This is a genomic window from Chitinophagales bacterium, assembly GCA_019694975.1.
Taxonomy (GTDB): Bacteria; Bacteroidota; Bacteroidia; order Chitinophagales; family UBA10324; genus JACCZZ01.
The window spans coordinates 1-13,353 of record JAIBAY010000011.1 but is presented as its reverse complement, the minus strand read 5'-3'; the positions used below and the strand labels follow the sequence as shown (position 1 = coordinate 13,353).

Genomic DNA, 13,353 nt, shown 5'->3' with positions numbered 1-13,353 from the left:
TACTTCGTGAATACAGAAAGGTAAAAACCGGCAGGCTGGAAAACCTGCCGGATTTTTTACAAACGTTACTCTTCTACAAGATAATTCACTAAATAAACCGGCTGACTGATTCCATTGCTCACCCCATAATCGTGATTGTTCAGCACCCTGATCCTGTCTGCCGCAATTGACTTTATGGTGGTCAGGTAACTGATCACCTGCTCATTTCTTTGATTCATTATTGCTTTCACCTGCTGCTCTGCAACCGCCGCTCCTATCAGTTGAAGGCATTTTTCCTGCGTCGGCAGCAGGTCAGCGGCCGAAAGCTGCAGTTGCTGATTGAGGTAGGCATTAAACAGCGAATCCTTATTCGCTATACTGTTAATTTGCACAATATCTTCTTCAGACAGGCTGTCCTTCAAAGTTCCACTCATTTTTGATTCGTAATATTTCCGCTTCGCTTCAAACAAGCTCCACTGTTCGCGTTCAGCAAAAGTATCCGTCACCTGTTTCAACTCCACCATCATTTCCGTTTTTGCAGTCAATACGTCCGCCACCTGATCGAGCTTCTTAAACTGATTATTATCCAACTCCTTTTGCAGGTAATTAAAAGGAATTTGTTTCATGTCTTCTTCGCTGCCGCCAAACATGTTTGCCAGCAGCCGGAACGGAGCCGTAGCCGCTTTTACAATGATATTCTCTACAATTTGCCAGATCACTTTTCCGATTTTGTATTCAGGGTCGTTCAGATCACCTTCTACCGGAATATCGAGATTAATATTTCCATGCACGTCTTTCAGCAGCGAGACGGCGAGCCGGACAGGCACATTATACAATGGTTTGTCGCTTATCTTCCTGCCTGCTGTAAGTTGCACCACGGAAATTTTGTTGCTGCTGTTCAGCATACCATCGGTAATGGTAGTCTGACTTGTATAATCAAGCGTTCCATCGAGAAATGGTGTAGCTACATAAAAACGGGAATATGGATTCATGTCCGACACCTTCATGTTCCTGATGTCAAAATTCATCCGGAAGTTCTTAAAATCTGGCGTGGCGGCAAGATAGGCTGTCAGCTTGCCGCTTTGATTAAATGTGGCGGCAGACCTGATGATTATGCTGTCATTCTGCGAGTTAATTTTTCCGGATACGAAATTGGCATTTTCAATATCGTAGCTGAAACGGTCTTCCAGCGTATAATCATTGTAAAGAAAATGTCCTTCCCGCAGAATAATACTGTCTGCGCTGTAGTTACTGATGAGGTAATCTTTGGAAATTAACTTAACGTACGATCCCATCAGTGTAAAGATGTTGGTGTAATCCAGTTCATCTGTTGCTGCGACAGTGGAATCAGGTGCTGTTGCCGTTTCGGCAGCGGAAGCCACCAGCATCTTTGAAATATTATTGCCGTTATCATACAAGTCAAACTTAAAGTAGGGCCGGTCCAGCAGAATCCTGTGAAAATCATATCGGCTTTCTTTCACATTCAGGCTATCCACCTGAATCTGAAACTGATTGAACGATACGAAATCCGTACCTGTGGTATCCCTGATGAAAACACGGTCCAGCGACAGCATCCCTGAGGCGGCAAGGTTTTCCAATTCATTAAAATTGCCCCTGAATCTGAGCGTTGCATTTACCAGGCCATCGAGGCCGCCAATGTGCATCATCGAATTCAGTGACTTGTAATATTTTTTTACGTCAAGGTCTTTTGAGTTTAGCGAAACAACATAATCAAGTGAATCCGTATCCAGTTGCATGCTGCAATCAATATCACCGCCGCTGCCAAAAGTGAAAGCTGCAGACAGCAACAGTTCAGGATTGTCCCAGGCATAGGAAGGACACATGAACCGGAGATTCATTATTTCAGTAGTGTCTTTGTACGCAACGTTGATGTGTTTAATATAACCGCTGTCAATCTGAATATTCCGCAGCCAGACTTTAACCGGTGGAGCTGCTGCCGTGTTCTTTTTTGTTGTATCAGCAGTTAATAAGTGGGCGACTATATCATCATAACTGAAATTATTGCCATCCTGGTAAACGATCACTTCCGGGTTCACAAATTTCATTTCATTTATCTCGTATTCACCCTGCAGCATTTTTTTCACCGTGATGTTGGATGAAATTTTATGGCAGTAGAAAAACACATCCTTATCGTTGGGCTCATACACTTTCAAGTCAGTGATGCTCATGCTGCCTGAAAAGAAATTCAGGAACAGCCCTTCCATTGAAACCTGCCGCCCGATTACAGGTTTACTGTATTTCTCGATAAGGTATTTGGTGATGGGAGAAATAAATACAGCGGCGAGCACGACAGCGGCAACAAGCAGCGCTGCAAGAAAAATCCCTGTTCTTTTGAGCCATTTCATAGCTCAAACATAAATTACCTTTTTAGTTTAAAGGGATTTTTTTTAAATCCTGCGCATACGGTGTGCTATCAAGTTACAGATGAAAAAGTGCAGGTGAACAGAAAAAAATTTACAAGGTCATTTATGCCCCTCTGGCCGATATAGGGTTAATACATTCAGGCATAGCAATGAACGGAATTACATCCAGGCAGTGAATTATTATACACCATCTCATTTTTGCACCACCACCATTTTTGAAATTTTATTCTTGCCTTGTTCCAATTCTATTCTGTAAATACCATCGCTCAATTGTTGAGTGGATACGGACAGCGCTTTTGTTCCTGCTGCAACTTCAAAGTAATATGTGCCGACGGGCTGGTTCACCAGGTTATACAAAATCAGTTTGATTGGTCTGTGATCCGGTGCAGTGATTTTAATACTCAGCTGACCGGCACATGGGTTGGGATAAACGTATGCCTGTAATAATTCAGGTTGACTAAATGACATATCTTTTTCATGTTTGAAGTTCCAGGGAGATATGCTGGTCATGGTTTTGATTTTGTAACAGGCATGCGAATCAAAATCCGCGGCACTGTGTGCAATCTCTAAGCGGTAACTCGCCTTTGGTGCATTATTGTATATGATAGTTTCATCTGTTGTTCCCGGGTTTGCGGATGAAAACAGCAACAAGCCATTGGCTTTATATAGTTTCAGGTCATAGTCGGCTACAAGATCCGTTAGTACAATCTTTAAATTACTGGTTGCCGTAGTCTTTAAATTAAACCAATCTTCATCTGCACTGTCAGCAATGGCGCCGGTGTAACCATATAAAAGGGTGTCGGAATAAGCGGAAATCTTAACCGCCGTAGCAATCGTGTTATTAGATTCATAGCTATCGTAACACTCCTCTGCCACATTAAATTTAACAATCACCGTTTCCAGTCCGCCGTTTGATTTTAACTGATATGCACCCGGAGTAGCGGAGGAATTCATATCTGACCTGAGATACAGGTAAAGGAATCCTTTACCATCAAATGCTATGCTGTGAATGTCCTGCGCTCCAGATGCACCAATATAGGTTCCCCAGTTCATCGCTCCATCTGCGGTGAATGCAGCTAAACAGCCATCAGTTGCACCGGTATACTGCGGGAGAAAAGATCCGGGCGTTGCTATTTGTACGGAACTCAGCGTTCTTCCGCCTGCGTAAATCAAATTTTTTGTCCGGTCGATGGCGATAGACCATAGCTGATCTTCGCTGTTGCCACCATAATAGGTACTCCACCCGATTGAACCATCAGGGTGGAATTTCGCAATATAACCATCATACAGCCGGAGGTTGCCAATGTAGGCCTCGTACCAATCTGCCTGATTGGCATCATCTGTAGCGATGTTTGTTTTACTGGAGGTCATGCCAACTGCATACACATTGCCATCATTATCCGTTACAACTTCCCTTCCGCGTTCATCATCTTCGCCTCCCAAATAGCTGCACCATAAAAAATTCCCGTTAGTGTCCCATTTGGAAAGGAACCCGTCATTAATGCCGCCACCGTATAATCCCTGATGTGCACCATTGGTTGCTAATCCTGAAGTGCTGGTGGTTGTTCCCTGCATGAACAAATCACCATTATTGCCAAGCGCTATTCCATGCCCTCTGTCATTGCCTGTTGCGCCGAAATAAGTACACCATAAGACATTCCCGTCCGGGTTGATTTTTCCAATGAATGCATCTCCTTCTGCTCCCGCCTTAATTTCCTGATAAACCCCGGGTGTGGAAACCTGGTTGTAACTCAGTGTGTATCCCGTGAAATACAGGTACCCATGATCATCGCACAGCAGGCCAAAAACTTCATCCACATAGGAGCCGCCGTAATACGTGCACCATTGCCTGATGCCTGCTTCATCAAATTTTACAATAAAAATATCTTCGGCTCCGCCAAATACAGGTTGGTGCGAGTCGGGTGTGGCAATGCCTGACGGACTCTTTGTCCAGCCCGCCAGGTAAATATCATTCGATGGTGATGCAGCCACCTGTATTCCTTTATCAGACAAATCAGATCCATAGTAGGTTGCCCAATTAAGTTTGCCGGTGGCTCCGAATTTTGCAACATACGCATCATATGGGGCACCGCCATAGGTGGTTTGATAAGAACCGTTACTGGCAAGGAATTGCGTGCTGCTGGTCGCGCCGGTAATGATCACTTTATTCTTGGCATCCGTCGTCAGTTTCCCATACACGTTGTCTTCATCACTGTTGCCTCCAAAATAGCCTGACCAAAGTATATTTGGGTCAATCACAATAGTTCTGTTCTTATCCGGAACTACATTGTAAGTTATCACATTACCGGCGATATGACAGGAAGATTCAATCAATGAATGATCATCTTCCCGGAATGCAATCACCTTGCTTTCTGCAATGATTCCGGCAGTGGTTGTTAGCGTGAATCCTTCACCTGCTGCTTCCACGGGTAACGCGGCACCGCTGTAACGCAGTTTGATTTTTTTATAATCGGCACCAGGATGCAATATCCATTCATATTTCAGGGAGATTCCTGAATCAGGATTCGGTACAGTAAAAACCAGGTCAATGCCATCATAGATATCTTTATACATTACCTGTTTATAACTCTGCACTCCGGTAATACCATTCGCCGGAGTATTCGTTGTGTAGTAATTTAAAACACAACCGGCAGGATCGCTTGCCACTTTCTCAGCATCTGAATGTGCACCTATCACTTCAATATCTATGCGACAGGAACGCATTGGAGGATATTCCTGGGCAATATCGCTTCTGCCATCACGCATCCAGCCCGGTTCACCTGATTCATACACTTTTCCATCGCCGTGAATTGGTTCAAATAGCTCATAGCTGAACCCGTGATTTCTTAATTGCAGATTAAACTGACCTGATGAAAAGAGAAAACAAACTGCAGTGTTAGTACTTCCAGACTGATCTTTTATTTGTCCTTTATTCTCAATGAATCCATTTATCCCGTTGGCGAAAGTGAAAGTGTTTTGCGGGAATACCTGAGCCGACAAAGAGACAGTCGAAAACAGCATAAAACAATACAGGGAAAAACATTTCATAGGAATCTTCTTTAACCAATACCTGATACCGAATTTCTTACGTGTTATTCCGGGTGGTTTGCAACATATCCCCGCAAAAACTCACATGATAATTTTATTTACGACGGATAAGTGTTTTTGTTGCTGAAATTTCTTAGAAGTGAGAAACATATTCCGAATAAGCATAAGAATCGGAATGCATGCTCCTCTCATCGGTAAAAATATATTGCCCATAGTGGCTGGCAGGAAGGGTTACAGACAATAGTCGAGTCACATGATCAGCCACAATGTCATCATTGTGTATAGCGGGAATGAAAGAGGCCGTCTCGGTTTCTGAGACGGCCTCTTTATTTGTATGCGGTCCGGATGGGACTCGAACCCACGACCTCTGCCGTGACAGGGCAGCATTCTAACCAACTAAACTACCGGACCAATAATATTTTACTGAAGAACTACATTAACTTAAAATCAATCAGATACTTATGTTTCTTAGTTTCAGGCTCGCAAAAGTAAACTTTTCTTCTTTTCAAAAAAACTATTCACTTCATTTCCTTCATATTTTGATAATTTTGTTTCTCACAAAAAAAACTGAATGACCTATCTCGATTTTGAAAAGCCGATCGAAGAGCTGCAGGAGCAATTGGACAAGCTGAAGAAGATTGGGGAGAACGGCAAGGTTGATATGGCATCTGCTCTTAAAGAGCTGGATGACAAAATGCTGGAAACAAGGAAGGCTATCTATACAAATCTCAGCGGCTGGCAGCGCGTACAGCTCTCACGGCATCCGGAGAGGCCCTATACACTTTATTATCTTTCGCAGATGTGCAGTAAATTTATTGAGCTGCATGGCGACAGGAATATGGGTGACGACAAGGCGATGGTGGGCGGTTTTGGCAGACTCGATAATGAAACAATTCTGTTTGTCGGACAGCAAAAGGGCGTTAATACCAAGCAACGGCAGTACCGGAATTTCGGCATGGCTAATCCCGAAGGCTATCGTAAGGCATTGCGTTTAATGAAACTGGCCGAGAAATTCAATATCCCTATCGTTACGCTCATTGATACGCCCGGAGCCTATCCCGGGCTGGAAGCTGAAGAACGCGGGCAGGCTGAAGCCATTGCGAGGAACCTGTACGAGATGACCTTGCTGAAAGTACCCGTGATTTGTATTGTGATCGGTGAAGGTGCTTCAGGTGGTGCACTCGGCATTGGCATCGGCGATCGTGTGCTGATGATGGAGAATACGTGGTATTCCGTGATATCACCCGAGTCATGCTCATCCATATTATGGCACAGCTGGAACTATAAAGAACAGGCAGCCGAACAACTGAAGCTCGATGCAAAAAACATGTACGATTTTAAACTGGTTGATGGCGTAATTAAAGAGCCACTTGGCGGTGCACATAACAATCCCGAAGAGATGGCAAAAATCCTTAAGAGGGAAATCAAGAAACACCTGATCGACTTAAAAGACCTCACTCCCAAAGAGCGTATCGAGGCAAGAATTAAGAAATTTTCATCCATGGGCTTTTTTGAAGAATAAGGGTTATGCAAATGCTGATGAACCTGCGACGGGTGGCCCATTTCTATTTCCTGAAAAAGGAGCTGAAGTTTCATGAAGTGCCACGAAAGGTAGTTAACCTTTCCAATGCCCGTGATATCGGAATCCTTTTCGATGCATCGGACACCGACAGGACAGCCATCGTAAATACATTTGCTGATTCGCTGAGAAAAGAACGGAAAAAAGTGGTGCTGCTTGGTTTCTACAATTTTCCGAAACCTGCCATTAATTTCAACTTTCCCTATTTCAACCGGAAAAGCCTCAACTGGCATTTTGAACCGCATGGTGTGCTGGTAGAGGAATTCATCGCGCGGAAGTTTGACATCCTGATCAATGCATATATTGAAGAAACGCTTCCGCTGGAATATGTTTCTGCCTTTTCACAGGCATCATTCAGAGTAGGTCATTATGACAAACAAAAGACCTACGCTTACGATTTTATGATTGATCTGAAAGGCGAAAATGATTTACGCAAGCTGATGGAACAGGTGCGTTACTATATAGAAATGGTCTGATAAATTACAATGGGCATTACAGTGCTCGCCATACATTCTTCAAATTATGCAATAAAGGTAAAATGAATAAAAACAAATTCCGTGGAACAGGTGTCGCACTGATTACTCCTTTCAAATCAGATCACAGCATTGATTTTGATGCGCTGGAGCGGTTGATTCATTTCAATATCGACAATGGTATTGATTATTTTGTCTCATTAGGTACAACAGGTGAAACGGCTACCCTCAGTAAGGAGGAAAGAAATAAAGTTTGGGCTTTTACCGCAAAATCGGTTAAAGGAAAGGTACCGCTTGTGGCCGGTATTGGCGGTAACAACACAGCCGAAATTGTTGAAACAGCCAGGCAGTTCCGGCAGGATGGTTTTGAAGCTATACTATCGGTAAGTCCGTATTACAACAAACCTGCACAGGAAGGTATCTACCGTCATTTCATGCAAATAGCGGAAGCGTCGCCGCTGCCAATTATTTTGTATAACGTACCCGGAAGAACAGGTTCCAATATTGCTGCATCAACCACCATCCGTCTAGCAAAGGCAAGTGAACAGTTTATTGGCATTAAAGAAGCTTCCGGAAATTTTGCGCAATGCATGCATATCATGAAAGAGAAGCCCGGCAACTTCCTGGTCATTTCCGGTGACGACATCATCACCTTGCCATTGGTAAGTTTAGGAATTGATGGCGTGATCTCCGTAGTCGCACAGGCCTTCCCCAAAGATTTTTCCGGCATGGTGCATGAAGCTCTGCAGGGAAATTTTGCAGCCGCGCAACAACTGCACCTGAAGCTGCTCGATTATATGGAATGGTTCTTTGAAGAAGGAAGTCCGGGAGGCGTGAAAGCTGCACTGCATGTGCTTGGCATCTGCGAACAGGTGCTGCGTTTACCACTCGTTCCTGTAAGTGATACGCTTTATCAACGTATCGCCGCTTCGGTGAGGAAATACAATCAATGATTCCTGATTTTGCAACCTGATGACGTTGTTATCTTCGGCTGCATACCGCTTAACACTGAATTACAAACTTCTTGCGGCTTATCTGTTTTCGGCATTTGCTTACTACAAAAAAAATTGGCTGCGAATTTCCATTCACAGCCAATCAAACTTAATTCAGTAACTCCATTATCTTAATCAGCAACTATACCACGCCAACCAGCTTCTGCGTCTGATAGGTTCCTGCTTTCAGTTTTTCGGCCACTTCGCTGAAACATTTGAGTGTTTCATCAATATCCTGCAGGGTATGCACGGCTGTAGGCGTCAATCGAAGCAGCATCACACCTTTCGGAACAACAGGATAAACAACGATAGAAAGGAAAATATTGTAGTTCTCCCTGATATCCATAATCATGTTTGCCGCTTCAGAGGGTGATCCCTTCAGGTAAACCGGTGTAACAGGCGTATTGGATTGACCGATATCAAATCCCCGTTCCTTCAACCCGCTTTGCAAGGCACGTACATTTTCCCAAAGTCTGTCTTTGAGCTGCGGCTGCGTTTGCAGCAACTCGAGTCTTTTAAGATTGCCCACCACGAAAGGCATAGGCAGCGCTTTGGCAAAAATCTGCGATCGTGTATTGTAACGCAGATATTCAATCACCTGTTCATCGCCGGCCATAAAGGCACCGATGCTGGCCATCGATTTCGCGAAGGTGGAAAAGTAAAGGTCAATTTCATCCTGAACACCTTGTTCTTCGCCGGTTCCGGCGCCTGTTTTGCCCATCGTACCGAACCCATGTGCATCATCCACCATCAGGCGGAAACTATACTTCTTTTTCAGCGCAACGATCTCTTTCAGTTTGCCCTGATCGCCGCCCATACCAAAAACACCTTCCGTGATAACCATTATCGCTCCGCCGGAGTCATTAGCGAGTTCAGTGGCGCGTTGTAATTGCTTTTCACAACTGTCGATATCGTTATGCGCATAAACAAATCGTTTTCCCAGGTGCATCCTTAAGCCATCAATGATACAGGCATGTGATTCGGCATCATACACGATGATATCACGCCGGTCAACCAGGCAATCAATGGCAGACATAATGCCCTGGTATCCGTAGTTGAACAGGATGGCATCCTTCTTCCCTTCAAAATTCGCAAGCTCTTTTTCCAGTTGCTCATGAAGATCAGAGTTGCCCGACATCATACGCGCGCCCATCGGGTAAGCGAGGCCCCATCTTGTCGCAGCCTCGGCGTCCGCCTTGCGGACTTCGGGGTGATTGGCAAGCCCGAGATAGTTGTTGAGGCTCCAGATGATGCGTTCCTTACCTCTGAAGATCATACGGTTGCTTATCTCGCCTTCGAGCTTCGGAAATGAGAAGTACCCATGAGCAATTTTTGAATATTGCCCAATTGGACCCCTGTTTTTTAGCAGTTTTTCAAATAAATCCATGGTAGTGCGTGAATGTTGTTGAAGAATAAATGTGAAGGTAAATGAATGTATGCTGTAACGAACAGCATGGCAAAAATAGTTATTCACGGCAAATTGTTGGGCAACATGCAGGCAGGATGATCGTGACAGCACTCATAAATGCAATAGTCAGCTCCCGTGAGCCATATCAGCCAATTTAGGTTTGGGGAAAATATATCTGACTAAGCATTCATGCGCAATGATCCTTCCAATGACAAAACAACTCCTTTATCAACATTTCTCTGTGAATAACAGCCAAAAAAGTTAATGTCTTTACCGGTGATCCTTCTACATAAATATGGTTACACCCAAATTGGGTATGAATCTTACTGATTTGTAACATTTATGAGTAGCCCGTCGTAGTGAAAAGCAATTTTAATTTAATCACCGGACATGATAAGATTTCTACCCCGTTACAGCAGATTTGCTTTTATCATCAGCTTTCTAATATTATCATTACCTGCAAAAGCCTATTTAGTAACAGAACTACAGGCCACCTACAGCAATGGACAGGTTTTTCTGACCTGGAAGAATCCAGCTGCCACGAACCTCCGGTATAATGTCTACCGTTCCACAACTCCGCTGAATGCATCAAATATCAACAGTTCAACTTACCTCGGCTATGTGCGGGATAATTCCGCAAAAAACACCCGGAAGTCACAACTCTACGGATCTACCTACTACTTTAAAATTAATGCCTCGGCTCCCCCACTCGCAAGTGACCGCGGACTCTATGTAGCTACGTCTACAGACGCCGGTTCCTACTACTATGCGGTAATGGTGGTTAACCTGAGCACCGGTGAGGAAGATAAATCTGCAATTAATGCATCTAACTCACTTGCAGTTCCGGTGTCGGAAATGGTGGCCAACCCTCAACCTGTGCTGCAGTTGCAGGGAACTGAAACAGATGGTACGCAGCGTTTTGAATACGCCATGTGGGGAAATAATCAGAACACAAGCCATTTTCCGGCTTTTAATAATGCCGGTTCCTATGCACACAATTTCACGGTTTTTAAAATTGGCAACAGCACGAATAAATCTATTTATGTGCTGTTCAAAGATGACAGCCCGTTTAATACTAACGGGATTTACCTCTGTAATGATTGTAACGTACTGAAAATTGATGACCGGCTGCCAAATGGAGTTGACAGTTACTGGAGCGGATGGAATGAAAATTATGATATGTATTCCACTACCAATCCGGTAGCTACCACCGGCGATGTGCATATGTACACACAGGTAAGGCTGAAGGAAACATTTGAATGGGTCAGAAAAAATATCGCTGCCGACAGTAACAAACTATATGTTACCGGTATTTCCCACAATGGTTTTGGCGCATTGCTCACTTCAGAGATGTGGCCTAACCTGGTAGCCGCAACCTATGCCAACAAGGCTCCTATAATTGTTAAACCGATAAATAATTCACCGCGTGAGCAGCAATGGAGTGACAATTCCACCAACCCGAATTCAGATTACATCGATCCCAATACGGGAATTGTAGTTCCACTCTGGAAATTATTTGATTTTGGCCATATGAACTATGTGAACAGGATCAATGGCCTGCCTTACATGAGCGGAATCAACGGCAAGCAGGATGTGACGGTAGGTTGGATTCAGAAGTATTTCTGGTATGATTCGGTAGAATACTATAATCAGGGTGGCGCCTGGTACTGGGATAATCGCACGCATACCGGCACAGGAGAAACTTTTACAGATACAGAAGTAACGCCTGACTATGAGCGGTTTTCACTTGCTCATTCCTATCCTGCATTCTCTTATTGCTCTATCAATCAGAATCCCGGAAATGGGACGCCTTCCAATGGTGACATGATTGGTGCCCTCAACGGCTACCTTGACTGGAACAATGAAGGTATCGTAGATATCAGCACCAACTACGATATCACCTGCTTTGTGAAGGATATGTATGCCGGCGGAGTATTGATGGCTAATCAATACGACTCCTGTACTACCAATATCACATTCAGAAGGCTACAGCAGTTTAAGCCGCAGGTGGGGCAGGTTGTTACGTGGACGGTCAGAAAGAACAATGGAAATGTTGTTCAACAGGGAACATTTACTTACAATGGTGGTCCCATCACACTTACCGGTATAAAAATTTACAGGGTGGGAAGCAAAATAAGCTTGTCGGTACCAGGCTGCACTACGAGGTATTATGCTGATGCAGATTATGACACGTACGGTTCTTCTTCCGATGCCGGTACGATTTACTGTTCTGCCCCTGTCGGACTTGTCACCAATAATCTTGATTGCAACGATAACAATGTGGCCATCAATCCGCTGGCACAGGAAATTTGCGATGCCAATGATGTAGATGAAGACTGTGATGGCTTATCCGATGATGCCGATAATTCAACTTTAGGGAAAACTATTTATTACGCAGATACTGATCATGATGGTTACGGCGCTGTTACGGCAAGCGGCACCTTGTATTGCAATCCGCCTGCATGGTATGTCACCAATAAAACAGACTGCAATGATGCAAACAGCGCCATTCGCCCGAATGCGCAGGAAATTTGTGACGCCAATGATATTGATGAAGACTGTGACGGATACGCCGATGATGCGGATCCTTCTGTAACCGGCCAATCAGTGTATTATGCCGATGCCGACCATGATGGCTTTGGCACGGCTGCAGGTGCCGGCACATCTTATTGTAACCCACCCGCATGGACAACCACTTCTCACACAGATTGTAATGATGCCAGCGCGGCCATCAATCCATCTGCTTCAGAAATTTGCGATGGGAACCTCGTGGATGAGGATTGTGACGGACTTGCTGATGCCTCCGATCCTTCTGCCACAGGTGTTCTCGCCTATTATGCAGATGCTGATCAGGATGGGTATGGCACGATGAACGGTTCCGGAACACTTTTCTGTTCTCCTCAAGCCGGATACGTAACAACCCACGATGATTGCAATGATGCCAATGCAGCTATTAACCCCGCAGCAACAGAAATCTGCGATGCAAATAACATTGATGAAAACTGTAACGGTGTGGCTGATGATACAGATGCCGGCGCAACAGGTAAATCAACTTACTACAGTGATATTGACCTAGATGGCTTCGGTGATATAGCTGATGCCGGAAATTTATTTTGTGATCAACCTTCGGGCAAAGTCACCAATCATTCCGATTGTAATGATGCCAATAGTGCAGTCAATCCCTCTGCTACAGAGGTCTGTGATGCCAATCAGGTGGATGAAGATTGCAATGGGCTTTCAGACAGTGCTGACCCTTCTGCCACGGGGCAATTAACCTATTACCTGGATGCTGACAATGACGGTTATGGCTCTCCGGCCGATCCTGGAACAGTGTACTGCTCACCTCCTGCCGGCTATGCACCTAACAATACAGATTGCAACGATGACAATAGTTCGATTCGTCCCGGTGCGCAGGAAATCTGCGATGCCAACTCCATCGATGAAAACTGCAATGGACTCAATGATGATACCGATCCTTCGGCAACCGGAA

At 44.5% G+C, this 13,353-nt stretch carries 7 protein-coding genes and 1 tRNA gene; 4 read left to right on the top strand and 4 right to left on the bottom strand.

Going from position 1 to position 13,353, the window contains the following annotated elements; all coding sequences use genetic code 11:
- Positions 1–65 precede the first annotated feature (65 nt).
- The 3 genes from K1X61_15420 to K1X61_15410 form a co-directional block, all read right to left on the bottom strand.
- Positions 66–2,345, bottom strand: a complete 2,280-nt coding sequence (locus K1X61_15420) for a DUF748 domain-containing protein (GenBank protein ID MBX7110038.1) — start codon at positions 2,343–2,345, stop codon at positions 66–68.
- Positions 2,346–2,555: 210 nt separating this feature from the next.
- Positions 2,556–5,411 (bottom strand): T9SS type A sorting domain-containing protein, encoded by a 2,856-nt coding sequence (locus tag K1X61_15415; GenBank protein MBX7110037.1) that lies wholly within the window; start codon positions 5,409–5,411, stop codon positions 2,556–2,558.
- A gap of 337 nt (positions 5,412–5,748) precedes the next feature.
- Positions 5,749–5,822 (bottom strand) — tRNA-Asp (locus K1X61_15410).
- Between the two features lie 160 nt (positions 5,823–5,982).
- Here K1X61_15410 and K1X61_15405 point away from each other — a divergent pair.
- The 3 genes from K1X61_15405 to dapA all read left to right on the top strand — a co-directional run bounded on the left by K1X61_15405 (position 5,983) and on the right by dapA (position 8,416).
- Positions 5,983–6,933 carry an acetyl-CoA carboxylase carboxyltransferase subunit alpha gene (locus K1X61_15405; protein ID MBX7110036.1) on the top strand — a complete coding sequence of 317 codons (951 nt, stop codon included), beginning with the start codon at positions 5,983–5,985 and terminating at the stop codon, positions 6,931–6,933.
- A gap of 17 nt (positions 6,934–6,950) precedes the next feature.
- A complete protein-coding gene (locus K1X61_15400; protein MBX7110035.1) occupies positions 6,951–7,466 on the top strand; it encodes a hypothetical protein in 516 nt (171 codons plus the stop codon).
- Positions 7,467–7,528: 62 nt separating this feature from the next.
- Entirely contained in the window at positions 7,529–8,416 is an 888-nt protein-coding gene (dapA, locus tag K1X61_15395) for a 4-hydroxy-tetrahydrodipicolinate synthase (GenBank protein ID MBX7110034.1), read from the top strand.
- Between the two features lie 181 nt (positions 8,417–8,597).
- On the opposite strand, the gene K1X61_15390 is transcribed toward dapA, so the two are convergent.
- On the bottom strand, positions 8,598–9,842 hold the full coding sequence (locus tag K1X61_15390; GenBank protein MBX7110033.1) for an aminotransferase class I/II-fold pyridoxal phosphate-dependent enzyme: 1,245 nt from the start codon (positions 9,840–9,842) through the stop codon (positions 8,598–8,600).
- A 411-nt stretch (positions 9,843–10,253) separates the two neighbouring features.
- Here K1X61_15390 and K1X61_15385 point away from each other — a divergent pair.
- Positions 10,254–13,353, top strand: a 3,100-nt coding sequence (locus tag K1X61_15385) for a putative metal-binding motif-containing protein (protein ID MBX7110032.1), incomplete at its 3' end; no start/stop codon positions are given.